The organism is Kitasatospora sp. NPDC088134 (assembly GCF_044741705.1).
Classification (GTDB): Bacteria; Actinomycetota; Actinomycetes; order Streptomycetales; family Streptomycetaceae; genus Kitasatospora.
Genome location: NZ_JBIUTD010000004.1, coordinates 283,208 through 298,508 on the forward strand (window position 1 = coordinate 283,208; position 15,301 = coordinate 298,508).

Consider the following 15,301-nt stretch of genomic DNA (forward strand, 5'->3'; position numbering starts at 1 on the left):
GGCGAGCGGAACGGGGAACACGATGATCGGCACACTGCAGTGCGTGGTGCTGGACTGCCACTATCCGGCGGGACTCGCCCAGTTCTACGCCGCGCTGCTCGGCGGCGAGGTCGACCGGCCCGACCCGCGCTGGTCGCTGGACGCCGACTGGTCCACCGTCCACCTGCCCGACGGCCGGGTGCTCGGCTTCCAGCGCGCCGAGGACTACCGCCCGCCGATCTGGCCGGACCCGGCGCACCCCCAGCAGTTCCACCTCGACATCGAGGTCGAGGACTACGACACCGCCGCTGCCGAGGCGGTCGCGCTCGGCGCCGAACCGCGCACCCGCCACGAACGCTGGGGCGTCTTCACCGATCCTGCGGGCCACCCCTTCTGCCTGGTCCCGCGCCACCAGGGCTGACGGCTCAGACCCCGACCCGGGCGCGCACCGGCGCCAGCACGTCCCCGACCCGCAGCGGCCCCGGGCGGGCGACCGTCGCCAGCGCGCCCAGCTCGGTGTCCCGCTGCTGCGCGATCACCCGCAGCACCTCCGGCGCGTGCGGCAGCCCCGGCTGCGCCGCGCCCACCATCGCGCACCGCACGCTGGCCCGGACGAACGCCAGCCGCGCCCCGCCCCTGACCCCGGCCTCCCGGCCGTACCAGGAGTCCTCGACGAACGGCGGCGTCCCCGGCGGGGTCCGCAGCAGCACGTTCGGCCGGAACCGCCGCTCGTCCACCACCGCCGAGGGCACCGCCCGGGCCACCCAGTCCAGGGTCGCGGTGGTCAGCACGCTCACCGGCAGCTCGTCGAAGTGCGAGACCGCGTCCTCCCGGGCCAGGCCCACGTCCTCCTGCTCCAGGTAGGCGCGGAGGAACGCGTCCGGGTCCGGCACCGGCATCCCCAGCGGGTCGAACAGCTCCGGCCCGTCGATCCGGCTGCCCAGCCGGGCGCTCAGCCGCAGCAGCCCGTCCATCCGCCGGAACCGCCGGGTGCTCTTGCCCGAACCCAGCCGCCCCGCGCCGTCCCGCACCGCGTACAGGCGGTCGCCGACCAGGCCGCGCCCCTCCACCTCGACGGAGCCGAGCAACTCGCCGCCCGCGGACTTCACGGGGTAGCGCCACAAGCGCTCGACCACACCGAGGATCTCAGGCATGGCGCGAGCCTAGCGGCGACCCTCCCCGGTGGTCTAGACCAAGTCCGGTGCGGGGGAGCCGATTCGAGCCGTTCCCGACCTCACCCGACCTCACCCGATCCGCGCCACCGCCCGCACCGGCGCCCCGTCCGCCGCCGTCAACCGCATCGGGAACAGCGAGACCTCCACCGGTACCCCCGCCGCCTGCGCCTCCAGCAGCGGCGTCAGGTCCGTCAGGTTCTCCGCGATCACCCCGCCGCCCTCCGGCCCGAGCAGCACCCGGTGCGCCGCCAGCGTCAACTGCTCCGGCTCCGGGTCGTGTTCGTCCTTCAACTCCGCCAGCAGCTCCGCCACTCCCGGGTCCGAGGGCCCCGGGTCCGGCGTCGGGTCCACCGAGAGCGCGTCCACCCCGACGGTCCGCACGCCCGCCGCGACGATCGCCTCCGCGGCCTCCGCCGAGAGGTACGGATGCGCGAAGTACCGGTCCGTCCCCCAGTACTTGGGCCACCCCGTCGCCAGCAGCAGCACCGTCCCCGGCCCCGAGACCGCGAGCGCCGCCGCCAGGTGACCCACCGTCACCTCCCCCCGGGCCGGCACCTCCCGCAGGTCCACCACCACCGCGGGCCCCGTGAACAGCTCCAGCGGCAACCCGTCCAACGTCGGCCACCGCACGTCCAGGTGGTACGGCGCATCCACGTGCGTCCCCGTCTGCGACCCCAGGTGCACCGCCATCACGTTCACCCCCTCCACCTCGGCCGTCAGCGCCGCCCGCAACTCCACCCCCGGATCCCCCGGATACACCGGCATCCCGGACACCACCGGATGCGTCAGATCCACCAACACAGCAGCCATGCCACCCATTCTGGTTCAGATGAGCGAAATCAGGAGCCCGCCAGGAGCGAAGCTCCAGGGGCCCGGGGAACGGCGGGGCCGAGTGGCGGGTGACTGACGGGCCGCGAAGCGCCGACCCCGTTTCGGGCCGAAGGTCTTTGGCCGACGCCCCGTAGCGCCCCGCTGTGCTCCGGCCCAACGCCTCTCGGCCCCGCCGTTCCCCGGCCCCCTGATCACCCAGCGTGTGCCGGAGAATGTCGACCCATGAGCACCTCCCCCCGAAAGCCCTGGGTCGTCGGCGTCACCGGCGCCAGCGGCACCCCCTACGCCGCCGCGGTGATCCGCGCGCTTCTCACGGCCGGCGAGCCCGTCGACCTGATCGTGAGCCGGGCCGCGCGGCTGACCGTCCTGGACGAGACCGGCATCCCGTTCAGGGACGCGCACTGGGCGGCGGACCTGGCCCGCTGGCTGGAGGTGGGGGAGGAGGAGCTGACGGACGTCCGGTACTGGCCGGCCGGGGACTTCGCGGCGGGCCCGTCCTCCGGCTCGTACCCGGCGAAGGGCATGCTGGTCGTCCCGGCGACCACCGGCGCCGCCGCCGGCATCGCGCTGGGGCTGTCCAAGGACCTGCTCCAGCGGGTCGCGTCCGTCACGCTCAAGGAGCGCCGCCCGCTGGTGCTCTGCCTGCGCGAGACCCCGCTGACGGGGGCGACGCTGCGCCACCTGGTGGAGCTGGACGCGCAGGGCGCCGTCGTGCTGCCGGCCTCGCCGGGCTTCTACGCGGGCGGGTCGACGGCCCGGGAACTGGTGGATTTCGTCGCGGGCCGGGTGCTGGACGCCGTCGGGGTGCCGCACGGCCTGTACCGCCGCTGGTCGGGCGAGCTGGGGGAGGCCGCGAGCACGCCGGGACGACACCCGGAAAGCGACCCGCGCCGGGGCGAGTGAGCGGGCTGGTTACGGGAGAGTATGTTCTCTGGGATACCCGGGTTGATCGGTGCGCAGCGCCTTGGATTCCGGAAAATGATCTGTGGTTCTGGAGAGGTTCGGAAGGACGCGGCAGGCAATGGACTCTGTGGACAGACAGCTCATCCAGGCACTCCGGGAGAACGGCCGCGCGTCGTACGCCGAGCTGGGCCGCCTGGTGGGCCTGTCGGGCCCTAGCGTGACGGACCGGATCAACCGCCTGGAGCAGGCCGGCGTGATCACCGGCTACCGGGCGACGGTCAACCCGGCGACCCTCGGCTACGGGGTGACGGCCCTGATCGGGCTGCAGCTCACCGACGCGGCGGACCACGACGACGTCTCGCACCGGCTCAAGGACCTGCCCGAGGTCGAGGACTGCTGGTTCATCGCGGGCGACGACTCGTACATGCTGAAGGTCCGGGTCCCGGACGTGGAGGGCCTGGAGTCGGTGGTCAAGCGCCTCTCCGGGACGAAGGGGGTGGCCCGCACCCGGACCACGGTGGTGCTCTCCACCAAGTGGGAGAACCGGGTCAGCGAACTCCCGCTCCACCCCGCCGAGTAGCCGCTCCGACGCACCGTCAACCCCGAGGACGCCGCATGACCCTGGTCGACCTGGAAGACCTGCACGCCGCCCGGCGCCGGATCGCCGGCACCGCGGTGCGCACCCCGCTGCTGCCCTGCCCGTGGGCCTCCCGGCAGGACGGGCGGGCGCTCTGGCTGAAGCCGGAGAACCTCCAGCCGACCGGGGCGTTCAAGATCCGCGGGGCGATGAACCGGCTGGCCGCGCTCACCGCGGAGGAGCGGGCCCGGGGCGTGGTCGCCCAGTCCAGCGGCAACCACGCCCAGGCGGTGGCGTACGCGGCGCAGCGGCTCGGCATCAAGGCGGTGATCGTGATGCCGGACACCTCGCCCGCCGTGAAGATCGAGAACACCCGGGCGTTCGGCGCCGAGGTGGTGATCGTCACCGCCGAGCAGCGTGACACCGTCCCGGCCGAGCTGGCCGCCGCGCACGGCTATGTCTGGGTGCCGCCGTACGACGACCCGTACATCGTCGCCGGTCAGGGCACCGTCGGCCTGGAGATCGCCGAGGACGCCCCGGACGAGCTGGACACCGTGCTGGTGCCGGTCTCCGGCGGCGGTCTGATCGGCGGCACGGCCGCGGCGATCAAGCTGGCCTGCCCGGGCGTCCGGGTGATCGGCGTGGAGCCGGAGTTCGCCGCCGACGCGCAGGAGAGCCTGCGCAAGGGCGTCCGCACGGCCTGGCCGGTCGCCGACACCTACCGGACGATCGCCGACGGCCTGCGCACCCCGTCCGTCGGCGTGCTCCCGTTCGAGCACATCTCGGCGTACGTGGACGACATCGTCACGGTCTCCGAGGAGGAGATCCGCGCCACCGTCGCCCTGCTGGCCCGGCGCGGCCGGCTGGTCGCCGAGCCCTCGGGGGCGGTCGCCCCGGCCGCCTACTTCCACCGCGCCGAGGAACTGGGCGGGAGGGTGTTCGCGGCGGTCGTCAGCGGCGGCAACCTGGAGCCCGCCCTGCTGGCCGAGCTGCTGTCCGCCTAGGCGTAGGCTCGGTCCCGGCAACGAATCGAAGTCGCAAGGAGGCGGAGCGCCGCATGGACGCAGGGCTCAAGCGCGAGCTGGAGGCGAAGGTCTACGCCGGTGAGCGGCTGACCCGCGAGGACGGGATCGCGCTCTACGCGAGCGACGACCTGGCCTGGCTGGGCGGCCTGGCGCACCACGTGCGGACGCGGAAGAACGGCGACGTCGTCCACTTCAACGTCAACCGCCACCTGAACATGACCAACGTGTGCAGCGCCTCCTGCGCGTACTGCTCGTTCCAGCGCAAGCCGGGCGAGAAGGACGCGTACACGATGCGGATCGAGGAGGCCGTCCGGCTGGCGAAGGCGATGGAGTCGGAGTCGCTGACCGAGCTGCACATCGTCAACGGCCTGCACCCGACCCTGCCGTGGCGCTACTACCCGCGCTCGCTCAAGGAGTTGAAGGCCGCGCTGCCGAACGTCTCGCTGAAGGCGTTCACCGCGACCGAGATCCACTGGTTCGAGCGGATCAGCGGCCTGAGCGCGAGCGAGATCCTGGACGAGCTGATCGAGGCCGGCCTGGAGTCGCTGACCGGCGGCGGCGCGGAGATCTTCGACTGGGAGGTCCGCCAGCACATCGTCGACCACGACACCCACTGGGAGGACTGGTCGCGCATTCACCGCCTGGCGCACGAGAAGGGCCTGAAGACCCCGGCCACCATGCTGTACGGCCACATCGAGGAGCCCCGGCACCGGGTCGACCACGTGCTGCGGCTGCGCGAGCTGCAGGACGAGACCGGCGGCTTCCAGGTCTTCATCCCGCTGCGCTACCAGCACGACTTCCACGACTCCAAGGACGGCAAGGTCCGCAACCGCCTGATGGAGCGCACCGAGATGGCCACCGGCGCCGAGGCGCTGAAGACCTTCGCGGTGTCCCGCCTGCTGTTCGACAACGTCCCGCACGTCAAGGTCTTCTGGGTGATGCACGGCGTCACCACCGCCCAGCTGGCGCTCAGCCACGGCGCGGACGACATGGACGGCTCGGTGGTCGAGTACAAGATCACCCACGACGCGGACAACTTCGGCACCCCGAACAAGCTGGGCCGCGACGACCTGCTCGGCCTGATCCGGGACGCCGGCTTCCGCCCGGTCGAGCGGAACACCCGCTACGAGATCATCCGCGAGTACGACGGCCCCGACCTGCAGCGACGGGAGACCCCGCAGGCGATGCGCCTCTGACTCCCCGTCGGCGTCCCGACCGCGCCCGGTGGCCGCTTTCCGGCCACCGGGCGCGGTCCGTTCCGCAGGTTCCGCAGGGGGCGCACGGGGCGGCGGCGCACCACCGGGGCGTCCGGCCGGGTGGGGGAGAAACGTTTCCGGCCGCGTATGCTCACAGGCTCATCACACGCCTCGGGTTCCGTCGCGTCCCCGAGGTCTGGGAGGATCGTCCGCATGTCCGGTTCCCATCGCGCTGCCTCGCACCGCCGGTCGGCCCCTGCCCGGGGGGCCCGCAGCGGTACCGAGCAGCCCCAGGGCCGAGCCGCCGCGCGGGCCGCGGGCCGCCGCCGCAAGGCGAAGCAGCGCCGCACCCGGAGGTTCACCGCCGGCACCGCGACCCTGCTCGCGCTCGCGGCCGGCTGGTTCACCCTCGGCCCCGGCCGGACCTTCGCGCCGACCACCGCCAGCGCCGCCCCGGACCAGCAGCCCGAGGTCGTCCCGATGCAGGCCGCCGAGGCCCGCACCGACGCCCCCGCCGCCGACCGCTCGCACCGCGACCGGCTCACCGCGATCCCCGGCCTCGGCGCCGACTGGACGGCGAAGATCCCCGAGCAGACCCGCCAGCTGGTGGTCGCCACCGGCAAGGACAAGAACTCCTCGGACAGCACCGTCACGCTCTGGACCCGCGCCGAGGACGGCAGCTGGCAGGCCGGCGCGGCCTGGCCCGCGCACAACGCCTACCGGGGCTGGACCACCGACCACCGGCTGGACGACCTGCGCAGCCCGATCGGCCTCTTCTCGCTCACCGACGCCGGCGGCCGCAAGGCCGACCCGGGCGCCCGGCTCCCGTACGACCAGGACAAGAGCTTCGTGGTCTCCGGGCAGGGCTTCAACGGCGAGCAGCTGGCCGGCTCCTTCGACTACGTGGTCGCCATCGACTACAACCGGGTCCCCGGCCGCTCGCCGCTCGACACCAGCTACCCGCAGGGCGCGGCCAAGGGCGGCGGCATCTGGCTGCACGTCGACCACGGCGGCCCCACCCACGGCTGCGTCTCGCTGGCCGAGGACCGGATGGTCGAGCTGCTGAAGACCCTCGACCCGGCCCTGCACCCGATGATCGTGATGGGCGACGCCGCCTCGCTGGCCGCCTGAGCAGCGGGTCGTTGTGAGGGACCTACAGCATCCGGCACCCGATCCTGTACCGGAGTGTCACCGCCCGACTCACCGGTAACCCGGTTGAGTGGCAGTATGACCGCCTCCCGCATCGTGGCGCTGGGCCACCACCAGCCGCCGAAGATCCTCACCAACGACGATCTCTCGGCGCTGGTCGACACCGACGACGAGTGGATTCGGACCCGGGTCGGCATCCGCACCCGGCACATCGCGGAGGACGAGACCCTGGTCGACCTCGCGGTCGCCGCCGCCCAGAAGGCGCTCGCGCACGCGGGGGTGACGCCGGACCAGATCGACCTGGTCGCGGTCGCCACCTGCACCGCCGTCGAGCGCAGCCCCAGCACCGCCGCCGCGGTCGCCGCCCGGCTCGGCATCCCGGCCCCCGCCGCGTACGAGCTGAACACCGCCTGCTCCGGCTTCTCCTACGCGCTGGCCACCGCCGACCACGCGATCCGGGCCGGCGCCGCCACCCGGGCGCTGGTGATCGGCGCGGAGCGGATGACCGACCTGCTCGACTGGACCGACCGCACCACCTGCGTGATCTTCGGCGACGGCGCCGGCGCGGCCGTGCTGGAGGCGGTGCCCGACGAGCGGGCCGGCGTCGGCCCGGTGGTCTGGGGCTCCGAGCCGGAGAAGGGCGAGGCGGTGGTGATCGGCGGCGACTGGAAGCCGGTGATCAGCCAGCAGGGCCAGACGGTCTTCCGCTGGGCCACCACCCAGGTCGCCCCGCTCGCCCGCAAGGCGTGCGAGAAGGCCGGCCTCGACCCGTCCGAGCTGCGCGGCTTCGTCGCCCACCAGGCCAACCTGCGGATCATCGACGCCATCGCCGGCAAGCTCGGCCTGGCCGAGGACGCGGTGATCGCCCGCGACGTGGTCGACTCCGGCAACACCTCGGCGGCCTCGATCCCGCTGGCGCTGTCCAAGCTGGTCGAGCGCGGCGAACTGCACAGCGGCGACCCGGTGCTGCTGTTCGGCTTCGGCGGCGGCCTGGCCTACGCCGGACAGGTCGTGCGCTGCCCCTGAACGGGACCCCGGCCCCGAACGGGCCGAACGGGCCGAACGGGCGCGGAAAAGCGGAGGGGCGGCCGGGAGAAGTTCTCCCGGCCGCCCCTCCGTCCGTGGGTGGATGGCGCTCCGCGGTACGTCGGCGAACCTCCCCCGAGGCACGGCCGCATCCGACACCCGGACAGGAACCGGGGCCGAGCGCCACAAGGAACGGGTTCCTACTTCGGCGGCTTCTTTCCGGTGACTCCCAGGTACACCTGGAGCGCCAGGTTGGGCTTGAGGTCCTTGACCTTCACGCCCCACGAGGTGAACGCCTTGCCGTGCTCGGCCGCCGCGGCCAGCAACGACACCAGCGAGCCGGCGATCGCCGACGGGTCGACCGACTTGTCGGTCTTCCCCTGGTTGTTGCGGACGGCTTCGGCGAGCGGGGCGGCCACCGAGTTGAGGACCTTCATGCGGATCTTGAAGAACCGCTTGTCCCCTTCCGCGGCGCCGAGCGTGACCACTCGGAGAATGGCGTCATTCTTGCGCCAGAAGGCGAGGAATCCGTCCACCAGTTCTTCGGAAGTGGTGAAGCCGGTCTTTCCCGCCCAGGACTTTCCATCGACGAGCTCTTTGAGCCCGCCGCTGTCCTCGGCCATTTCCTCGGCGATCTCGAGGACGGCGCCCTCGACATCCGGGAAGTACTGGTAGAAGGTCGCGGGGGAGGTTCCCGCCATACGGGCGACGTCGATGACCTTGACGTCCCGGTAGGGCGACGTGCTGAGCATCTCGCGGAGGCAGTCGAGCAGCTTCTGCCGCGTCTCCTGTCCGCGCCGCCCGGCGACGCGACCGTCGACGGTGCGAACTTGTCCTGTCATGCCGTCAGCTTACAGCGGCAAGATCTTGGCGCTAATCGGTAGTGCGACTATTAGTCCGGCCGAGGGCAGAAACCGCTCCATTTCCGTGCGCGTTGTTGCCCCCCCGTGTGCTGATGACCCCACAGCGTGACGACAAGTCAGCTCCGGTGTCCCCGGCGGGCCGATCGGGGTGAGCCGGAGGAGCGGGCTCCGGTACCCGGGGGCGTGTCACGGGCGGGGGAGATTGGCTCCCGGGCGGCGGGCATTGGAGAATCGGGGACGCGCCACCGCCGGGGGGCGTTGGCGAAGGGGAGGTGGCTGCGGAGTGGACCAGCTGACGGCGCACGATCCGAGGCGGATCGGGCCCTTCGAAGTGCTGGCCCGGCTCGGCGCGGGGGGCATGGGTCTGGTGTACCTGGCCCGCTCCGCGTCCGGGCGCCGGGTGGCCATCAAGACCGTCCGCAGCGAACTGGCCGAGGACAACCTGTTCCGGGTCCGCTTCGCCCGCGAGATCGAGGCGGCCAAGACGGTCGGCGGCTTCTACACCGCGGCCGTGGTGGACGCCGACGCCGACGCGGCCGTGCCGTGGCTGGCCACCGCCTACGTGCCCGCGCCCTCGCTGGAGGACCTGGTCACCGAGTGCGGGCCGCTGCCGCCCGACGCGGTGCGCTGGCTGACCGCCGGCATCGCCGAGGCGCTGCAGTCCATCCACGCGGCCGGCCTGGTGCACCGCGACCTCAAGCCGTCGAACGTGCTGGTGGTCGAGGACGGGCCCCGGGTGATCGACTTCGGCATCGCGGCCGGCGTCTCCAGCACCCGCCTCACCATGACCAACGTCGCGGTCGGCACGCCCGCCTACATGTCGCCCGAGCAGGCCCGGGACAGCCGCAGCGTCACCGGCGCCAGCGACGTCTTCTCGCTCGGCTCGCTGGTGGTGTTCTGCGCCACCGGCCACCCGCCCTACCGCGGCGCCAACCCGGTCGAGACGGTGTTCCAACTGCTGCGCGACCAGCCCGACCTGTCCGGCCTGCCCGCCGAACTCGCCGACCTGGTGCGGGCCTGCATGCGGCCCTCGCCCGAGCACCGGCCCACGCCCGCCCAGATCCAGGCCGAACTGGCCCCGCACCTGTTCTCCCGGGCCGACGCCTCCGGCGAGGCCGGGGACTGGCTGCCCACCAGCGCCCTCGACCTGATCGAGGCCAAGCGCAGCAGCCGACGCCCCGTCAGCCCGCAGCCCCCCGCCGTGCCGCCGCAGCCGCCCGCACCGCCGGCCGCCCCGCCCGCGTCGGTCGCGCAGGTCGGGGCCTCCGCCGAACTCGGCTCCGCCACCGAGCGGATCAGGCCGCACCGGCGCCCGCAGGCCGACGAGGGCGGCGAGGTCCGGCTGCCCGGCGCGCACGTGCCGATAGGGCCCGGGCCGCGGGCCGAACCCGCGGCGCCGCCCGCCTCCCCGCCCAGCACCGACTGGGTGCGCCGCACCTCGGGCCCGTCCGCCGCCCCGCCGCAGCCCGCCGCCCGCTGGCGGCCCTGGCGGTTCCGGATGTCCAACGACGTCTGGGGCACCCCCGTGGTCGCCGACGGCACCCTGTTCGTCTCCAGCTTCGAGGTGCACGCCCTCGACATCCGCTCCGGCGAGCGCCGCTGGAAGACCCGGGACGTCGCCTGGGCGCTGGCCGTCGACGCCGGCCGGGTGCACGCCGCCGACGGCCCGCACCTCTACACCGTCGACGCCGCCGACGGCACCGAGCGCTGGCGCAACTCGCTGGACGGCTGGGTCTACTCGCTGGACGCCGCCGACGGCGTGCTCTGCTGCGGCATCCGCGGCGGCGGCGTGCAGCTGCGCTCGGCCGCCAGCGGCGCCGAGCTGTGGCGGACCGACGACGCCCAGCAGGAGTACGAGAACCCGCAGGCCGGTCCGGCCCTGATCGGCGGCGCCGCCTACTACCAGGGCGGCGGCCGGCTGCACTGCGTCGACCCGCGCGGCGGCGGGGTGCGCTGGTCGCACCCGCTGGCCGGCGAGGTGCCGTCCCGCCCGGTCGAGCACGGCGGCGTGCTGTACCTGACCTCCGGTCAGCGGGTGTACGCGCTGGACGCCGCCACCGGCGCCGAGCGCTGGCGCTTCGACGCCCCCGTGGTGCTGTTCACCCCGCCCGCGGTGGACGGCCGGGCGGTGTACGTCGCCGACTACCTCGGCACCCTGTACGCGCTGGACGCCGCCACCGGCCGCGGCCGGTGGCGGGCCGCCACCGCGGCCCGGCAGGGCGCCGAACCGGCCGCGGTCGCCGACGGCACCGTGCTGCTCGGCTCCGGCGACACCCTGTTCGCGTTCGACGCCGACACCGGCCGGGAGCGCTGGCGGTACGCCGCCCGGGCCGAACTGGTCGGCTCCCCGGCCGTCGCCGAGGGCCTGGTGCACCTCGGCAGCCGGGACCACTCGCTGCACACCCTGGAGCTGGCCACCGGCCGGCTGCGCTGGGAGCTCGGCACCAAGGGCGAGCTGACCGGCTCCCCGGTGGCCGTCGGCGGCCGGGTCTTCGTCGGTTCCAAGGACCGCTGCGTGTACGCGCTGGACTCCTTCTACGGCACCGCCGTCCCGCAGCAGTAGCGGAAACGGTACGGCCCCGCCCCCCGGACCGGGAGCGGGGCCGGGCGGTCTCAGGCGGCCGCGGCCAGCTCCTCGGCGATCGCGGCGGCGAACGCGTCCACGTCCGCCTCGGTGGTGTCGAAGGAGGTCATCCAGCGGACCTCGCCGGTCAGCACGTCCCAGGTGTAGAAGCGGAAGCGCTTCTGCAGGGCCGCGGTGACGGCCGGCGGCAGCACCGCGAAGATCTGGTTGGCCTGCACCGGGCGGTCGATCCGGACGCCGGGCAGGTCCCGGACGGCCGCGAACAGGCGCTGGGTCATCGCGTTGGAGTGCGCGGCGTTGCGCAGCCACAGGTCGGTGCCGAACAGGGCCTCGAACTGGACCGAGACGAAGCGCATCTTCGAGGCCAGCTGCATCGAGGTCTTGCGCAGGAAGCGCACGCCCCGGACCGCGTCCTGGTTCAGCACCACGACCGCCTCGCCCAGCAGCAGGCCGTTCTTGGTGCCGCCGAGCGAGAACGCGTCCACCCCGGCGTCGGTGGTGAAGGCCCGCATCGGGACGCCCAGCGAGGCCGCCGCGTTGGCCAGCCGGGCGCCGTCCAGGTAGACCTTCATGCCCAGGCCGTGCGCGTGCTCGCAGACCGCCCGGACCTCCTCGGGCGTGTAGCAGGTCCCGACCTCGGTGGACTGGGCGATCGCCACCACCGCGGGCCGGGCCCGGTGCTCGTCGTCGAAGCCGTACGCCTGACGGTCGAGCAGCTCCGGGGTGAGCTTGCCGTCCCGGGCGTTGACGGTGTGCAGCTTGAGGCCGGCCATCACCTCCGGCGCACCGCCCTCGTCCACGTGGACGTGCGCGCTCCGGGCGCAGATCACCGCGTCCCGGCGGTCCGCCATGGCCTGCAGCGCGACCACGTTGGCGCCGGTGCCGTTGAACACCGGGAACGTCTCGGCGGTCGGGCCGAAGTGGCCGCGGAACACCTCCTGCAGGTGCGCGGTGTAGGCGTCCTCGCCGTAGCTGACCTGGTGGCCGCCGTTGGCGACCGCGATCGCCGCCAGCACCTCGGGGTGCACGCCCGCGTAGTTGTCGCTGGCGAAGGCGCGGAAGGCGGGGTCGTGCCGCTGCTGCTGGGTCATCGTCGTGCTCGTTCCTCGATCGGGGGCGGGGCTGGGGGTCACGGCCGGACCGGTTCCACGTCGAGCCGGTACTCGGCCATCACCCGGCGGGCCGCGGCCCGCACGCCGCGCTCGTCCGGTCCGGCCAGCCGGAAGCGGCCCGGCACGTGGAAGTAGCCGCCGGTGCCGTCGTACACCGTGCCGGGCTCGGGCAGCACCTCGGCGTACACCTGCGGCACCACCCCCGTCATCGGGGTGCGGCCCAGCACCCGGGCTGGCCGGGGGGCGGGCTCGGGCACCACGACCCAGCCCGCGCTGGCATGCTCGAAGGTCCGGCCGGCCGACTGCAGCGGCAGGCCGAGCACGGTGCGGAAGGTCTCCGCCATCAGGTCGATGCCGTGCACCTCGCGGTGGACGAACGGGACCTCGGCGCCGCCCGGGCGCATCCCAACCTCCAGGAAGACCGGCTCGCCGCCCGGCCGGCGGATCACCTCCAGGTGGAAGCAGCCGGTCTCCAGGCCGAGCGCCCGGACGCAGGCCAGCGCGAACGCGGCCAGCTCCTCGCGCAGCGCGCCCGGGTCCAGGAACACCGAGCCGAGCGGGCGGCCCGCGGTGAACTCCAGCGGGGTGTTGACGTACCCGGAGACGCTGACGAAGTGCGCCCGGCCGTCCGCCAGCACCCCGTCGACGTGGTAGATCTCGGCGGAGACGTACTCCTCGCACTCGTACTCCTCGGCGTCGGTCTCCGCGAGCGCCGCCAGCAGGGCGGCGGTGTCGTGGACGATCCGGACGCCGGACGAGCCGGCCCGGGCCCGCGGCTTGAGGACCATCGGGAAGCCGACCGCGCGCTCCAGCTCGGCCGCCGGGGCGCCGCCCGCCAGCGCGGCGAACCGCGGCACCGCCAGCCCGGCCGCGGCCACCCGCTCCTTCATCACCACCTTGTCCTTGAAGCCCAGGACCAGGTCGACCGACGGGCCGGGCACGCCGAGCGCCTCACGGACCCGGGCGGCGGTCAGCACGTCGTACTCCGACAGGCCGACCACGCCGTCGAAGGCGCCGTGCCGCTCCCGCAGCTCCAGCGCGGCGGCCAGGACGGTGCCGAACTCCAGGTCGGGCACGGCGGCCACCCGGTCGGCCGGGACCGGGCCGAGCGCGGGCACGCCGTCGGGCGTGCTGACCACCGACAGGTCGCAGGGCAGGTCGGCGCAGTACCGGTGGTACTCGGCGTCCTCGTCGTCGTACCGGTTGAGGACCAGGTAGTGCGGGTGTGCGGGCACGCGGGGGCTCCGAAGGGGTGCGGTGGGGGTCAGTTCAGGGTGTCCGGCAGGCAGCGGGCGAAGTCCGCCGCGGCGACCGGGGTGAACCAGCGCCGGTGCGCGGCCGCCGCCGGGGCCGGGCGCTCCGGGAAGGCGGCGAAGGTCGGGTCGCCGGCCGCCCCGAGCCGCCGCCACAGCTCGGCACCGAAGTCCGGCATGATCGGGAAGCCCAGCAGGGCCAGGCCCTTGAGCCACCAGTACCCGAGGTCGGGATCGCCGTCGGCGCCGGGGAAGGCGTCGATCCAGGAGTCCAGCACCGCGCCGGCCTCGGCCATCCGCACGGTCGGGCCGTCCAGGGCCCGCTCCAGCCGGTCCAGGTGCGCGTCCAGCGCCGCCAGCACCGGCCCGCCCAGCGCGCCCGGCGCGGCCGGCAGCCGCTCCCAGGCCGCGGCGACCCGCTCCTCCAGGACGCCCGCCAGCCGCCGGTTGGCGCTGTCCAGGAACTCGGCCGGCTCGAAACTGGTCTGCCCGGCCTCCGGGTTGACCAGCGCCAGGTGGTACCGGACGGCGTCCGGCCGCAGGCCGTGCACCGCGGCGACGCCCGAGGCGGTGATCGCGTGCCGGCGGCTGGTGGAGAACTTCTCCCCGGCCAGCTGGTAGAACTCGTTGATCAGTACCCGGTCGTAGGGCCGGGTGTCGCCGTGCACCAGCGCGACCGCGTTGATGCAGACCAGCGCGGACACCACGTTGTCGCAGCCCAGGCTGGTCACCGTCACCACGTCCGACTCGGGCGAGAAGGAGTTGACCGCGCCGCCGATCCGCTGCCGGTGGATCTCGCCGAGCAGCCGGGCGAACATGAAGCCGCCGGTGTACGAGAACAAGCTGGACGGAACGCCGTCCTGACCGCCGGGCAGCGCCATGCCCCAGGTCTCGGGCACGCCGAGCCGGATCGTGGCGCCGCCCCGGCCGAGCAGCGCCCGGACCGTCGAGCGGTACCGCTCGGCGAGGTCCAGCCGGTCGAACTCCGGCTCCAGCTCGGCCAGTCCGGCGGTGCGCAGGAAGCGGGTCCCGATCTCCCGCCACTGCCAGCCGGCGTCCGCGGCCAGCCGCGGCCGCGGGTCGACCACCTCGTCCGGGCGGAAGTGCGCGCCGCAGCCCTCGCAGAAGTAGCTGGCCACCTCGGTGCCGCAGTCCGGGCAGCGGCCGAGCAGCAGCGGCCCGACCACGAACCGGCCGCCGACCGGCTCGTACGGGACCTTCTCGGCCAGCGTGCGCACCGCGCCGCGGGCGTCCAGCCGGGCGACGCAGTCGTCGATCTCGCGCTGGAACAGGCCGTGCCAGGGCTCCTCGACGGGATTGACGAACGCGTCCATCCCGATCCGCAGCGCGGCCAGGTCGTCCTGCATGACCTGGTGGTAGTGGGCCACCACCTCGGCCGGGTCGACGCCGTCGACCCGGGCCTTCATGGCGACCCAGGGCTCGTACGCGTCGGTGCCGGTCATGATCGCCGGGCGGTCGCCGCGCATCCGCAGGAAGCGGGCCAGCGCGTCCACCCGCAGGAACGGGCCGGCGATGTGGCCCAGGTGCAGGTGTCCGTTGGGCGTGGGCTCCGGGGGGACGAGCAGGTAGTGGCGGGGGGAGGCGTTGGTTCGCATCACGGTCCTCGG

General features: G+C 73.9%; 14 protein-coding genes. 8 read left to right on the forward strand and 6 right to left on the reverse strand.

The annotated features are described in order from the left end of the window. The first annotated feature begins 22 nt into the window (after positions 1 to 22). A complete protein-coding gene (locus tag ACIOHG_RS09150; RefSeq protein WP_400947329.1) occupies positions 23 to 400 on the forward strand; it encodes a VOC family protein in 378 nt (125 codons plus the stop codon). Positions 401 to 404: 4 nt separating this feature from the next. Here the strand turns inward: ACIOHG_RS09150 and ACIOHG_RS09155 are convergent, their stop codons facing one another. Both ACIOHG_RS09155 and ACIOHG_RS09160 read right to left on the reverse strand, forming a co-directional pair. Continuing rightward, the gene (locus ACIOHG_RS09155) at positions 405 to 1,133 is read right to left on the reverse strand and encodes an MOSC domain-containing protein (RefSeq protein ID WP_400947331.1); all 729 of its coding nucleotides are present in this window, start codon (positions 1,131 to 1,133) and stop codon (positions 405 to 407) included. Positions 1,134 to 1,223: 90 nt separating this feature from the next. Next, positions 1,224 to 1,964, reverse strand: coding sequence for a cyclase family protein (locus tag ACIOHG_RS09160; protein WP_400947334.1), 741 nt, complete (start codon positions 1,962 to 1,964; stop codon positions 1,224 to 1,226). Between the two features lie 243 nt (positions 1,965 to 2,207). Here ACIOHG_RS09160 and ACIOHG_RS09165 point away from each other — a divergent pair, with 243 nt between their 5' ends. From ACIOHG_RS09165 to ACIOHG_RS09190, 6 genes are all read left to right on the forward strand, one after another. Continuing rightward, positions 2,208 to 2,888, forward strand: coding sequence for a UbiX family flavin prenyltransferase (locus ACIOHG_RS09165; protein ID WP_400947337.1), 681 nt, complete (start codon positions 2,208 to 2,210; stop codon positions 2,886 to 2,888). A gap of 118 nt (positions 2,889 to 3,006) precedes the next feature. Beyond that, the gene (locus ACIOHG_RS09170; RefSeq protein WP_033250846.1) at positions 3,007 to 3,468 is read left to right on the forward strand and encodes an Lrp/AsnC family transcriptional regulator; all 462 of its coding nucleotides are present in this window, start codon (positions 3,007 to 3,009) and stop codon (positions 3,466 to 3,468) included. Positions 3,469 to 3,503: 35 nt separating this feature from the next. Then, on the forward strand, positions 3,504 to 4,469 hold the full coding sequence (locus tag ACIOHG_RS09175; RefSeq protein WP_400947341.1) for a threonine/serine dehydratase: 966 nt from the start codon (positions 3,504 to 3,506) through the stop codon (positions 4,467 to 4,469). A gap of 53 nt (positions 4,470 to 4,522) precedes the next feature. Next, the gene (gene mqnE, locus ACIOHG_RS09180) at positions 4,523 to 5,686 is read left to right on the forward strand and encodes an aminofutalosine synthase MqnE (protein WP_400947343.1); all 1,164 of its coding nucleotides are present in this window, start codon (positions 4,523 to 4,525) and stop codon (positions 5,684 to 5,686) included. 213 nt (positions 5,687 to 5,899) lie between these two features. Next, on the forward strand, positions 5,900 to 6,817 hold the full coding sequence (locus ACIOHG_RS09185) for a L,D-transpeptidase family protein (protein ID WP_400947346.1): 918 nt from the start codon (positions 5,900 to 5,902) through the stop codon (positions 6,815 to 6,817). A 96-nt stretch (positions 6,818 to 6,913) separates the two neighbouring features. Further along, positions 6,914 to 7,861: a beta-ketoacyl-ACP synthase III gene (locus ACIOHG_RS09190; protein ID WP_400947349.1), complete on the forward strand. Its 948-nt coding sequence runs from the start codon at positions 6,914 to 6,916 to the stop codon at positions 7,859 to 7,861. A gap of 200 nt (positions 7,862 to 8,061) precedes the next feature. Here ACIOHG_RS09190 and ACIOHG_RS09195 read toward each other — a convergent pair whose 3' ends face one another. Beyond that, positions 8,062 to 8,703: a TetR family transcriptional regulator gene (locus ACIOHG_RS09195; RefSeq protein WP_099900076.1), complete on the reverse strand. Its 642-nt coding sequence runs from the start codon at positions 8,701 to 8,703 to the stop codon at positions 8,062 to 8,064. Positions 8,704 to 9,007: 304 nt separating this feature from the next. Between ACIOHG_RS09195 and ACIOHG_RS09200 the strand changes: the two genes are divergently transcribed. After that, positions 9,008 to 11,287, forward strand: a complete 2,280-nt coding sequence (locus tag ACIOHG_RS09200; protein ID WP_400947353.1) for a PQQ-binding-like beta-propeller repeat protein — start codon at positions 9,008 to 9,010, stop codon at positions 11,285 to 11,287. 50 nt (positions 11,288 to 11,337) lie between these two features. On the opposite strand, the gene ACIOHG_RS09205 is transcribed toward ACIOHG_RS09200, so the two are convergent. The 3 genes from ACIOHG_RS09205 to ACIOHG_RS09215 are packed head-to-tail and all read right to left on the reverse strand — an operon-like array spanning position 11,338 to position 15,289. Next, complete coding sequence (locus tag ACIOHG_RS09205) at positions 11,338 to 12,399, reverse strand: threonine aldolase family protein (RefSeq protein ID WP_400947356.1); 1,062 nt, start codon at positions 12,397 to 12,399, stop codon at positions 11,338 to 11,340. A 38-nt stretch (positions 12,400 to 12,437) separates the two neighbouring features. Beyond that, positions 12,438 to 13,655, reverse strand: coding sequence for an acetyl-CoA carboxylase biotin carboxylase subunit family protein (locus tag ACIOHG_RS09210; RefSeq protein WP_400947358.1), 1,218 nt, complete (start codon positions 13,653 to 13,655; stop codon positions 12,438 to 12,440). 29 nt (positions 13,656 to 13,684) lie between these two features. Then, on the reverse strand, positions 13,685 to 15,289 hold the full coding sequence (locus ACIOHG_RS09215) for a class I tRNA ligase family protein (protein ID WP_400947360.1): 1,605 nt from the start codon (positions 15,287 to 15,289) through the stop codon (positions 13,685 to 13,687). Between the last annotated feature and the right edge of the window lie 12 nt (positions 15,290 to 15,301).